This window comes from Ruminococcus sp. RTP21484sp1_RTP21277st1_D2_RTP21277_210401 (assembly GCF_040924225.1).
GTDB classification, from domain to species: Bacteria; Bacillota; Clostridia; order Lachnospirales; family Lachnospiraceae; genus Blautia_A; species Blautia_A faecis.
Genome location: NZ_JBCOMJ010000066.1, coordinates 1 through 1,581, shown reverse-complemented (window position 1 = coordinate 1,581; position 1,581 = coordinate 1). Strand labels below are relative to the sequence as shown.

1 protein-coding gene is annotated in these 1,581 nt (G+C 38.0%); it reads right to left on the bottom strand.

Translation table 11 applies throughout. The features are described from left to right. Positions 1-165: 165 nt before the first annotated feature. Positions 166-1,497 carry an IS4 family transposase gene (locus AB5706_RS22965; RefSeq protein WP_118584333.1) on the bottom strand — a complete coding sequence of 444 codons (1,332 nt, stop codon included), beginning with the start codon at positions 1,495-1,497 and terminating at the stop codon, positions 166-168. Between the last annotated feature and the right edge of the window lie 84 nt (positions 1,498-1,581).

The window sequence follows — 1,581 nt, the reverse complement described above, 5'->3', positions numbered from 1 at the left end:
CAACATCATAAACTTAAGATTAGATATTACACATTTATATTATCCTGCTAAAAACTCATTTCAAAAGGGCAGATTAAAACGAAGAGAAATCTTCACAGAGCTCCTTCTGTATACTTTAACAACTTAAAATGCCCATAATCTCCCTTTAAACGGAGAATGGGCATTTTAAAAGCTACTCTTTTGATTGTTTTTATATTTATTTGAGATGTTTTTTCTACGCTCTTTTCCAGGTAGTTCCCTTATGGGAAGTACATAGCGCTCCATTTCTTCCTGTAGTTCTCCAAGTTTTTTGATCCGCTTCTTTTCCTCCGGTTCCAAAAGGATTTTTAGCATAGTCTCTTTGAAAAGACCGATGGCTACATTTTCATTGGTATGCATGGGATATTTATTCCTGTTTTCCCGTCCTGCTGCTGCGGCCTCTTCGTCCGCACTGTTCCGAATGTCCTGAACCATGTTATATACTAAAACCTGCGCCCAAAAATCCTGGTGCACATATACTGTGGCTTTCCCTGTTACACTTTCAAATTTCATTTTGTTTTTTAGAGTATTGTATTTCTTCTCAATTTCCCATCTTTGGTAATATAAATCCGCTAATTCTTCTGCGGTAATTGTATCCGGAAGATCTGTCATCAGCGCAAGTTCATTCCCGGAGGGAAGAGTCGATTTTGATATTCTTACCAGCGTGCTCCCTTTCTTTTGCATCTGTTCATATCGTTCCGGATGTTTTTTTCGTATTTTTTGTAGGCGTGCAGATGAATGTTTTAAAATGACTTTTTCATCTGCCGACTGCATCCGTTTACGTTCTGCCATATAATCGTTGGATGAAAGACGGATCAGATAATGAATCCCTTCCGTTTCCAGAAAGTCAATAAACTCTAAGGAAGGATAACCGCGGTCAAAAACTGCGACAACCGGCTTCCTGATTCCAAATTTTTTTAATTGTTTTAAGTTTCTTTTTGCCAGTTCGTTTTCACTGATGCAAATATGTTCAATTTCAATATCCAGGTAAAAATGATTCAAAACATCATACATTCCGCTTACCAGTGCCCGTACCTGCCCTTTCCCGGAATGCTGGTTGCCGCTGTTTCCAAATGCTTCCCTGTTATCCTTTGAGTTTGGAACTTCCGCCTTGCTCCCGTCAATCGCGATTAACAAATATCCTTTCCACAGTCTGGGTTCGTCAGAACGATAAAAATCCATAAGATATTTACGGTTCAGATAGGGAAAAATTTCCGGATTTAGACGTTTTCTCTGTTGTAGATATCCCTGGACAGATAACTGCATAGACAAGTCTCCTTTTTCTTTGAAATAGTTTCTAAGTTCAAATGTCGTGGTAAGCCCCTTTTTTGAAAGACAGCATAGCAACATGTCTTTTAGGGGCATTTTTCGCTTTCTCGAAAAAGCATGGTTTCCATTCTGTCTCGCATATTTTGCAATTTCCGGATCAGATAATAATGCAGAAAACTTTTGAAATCTTGTTTTATAAGATTTAATCATATACACCCCTGCCTATATTTTAACACAATGAAAGGAACCTGCGAACAGATTCCTTTCCATTTTTTTCTTAAGTTTATGATGTTG

Bases quoted from the DNA above. Each gene is read 5' to 3' on its own strand.
- AB5706_RS22965 (WP_118584333.1), bottom strand. From the start codon at position 1,497: ATGATTAAATCTTATAAAACAAGATTTCAAAAGTTTTCTGCATTATTA.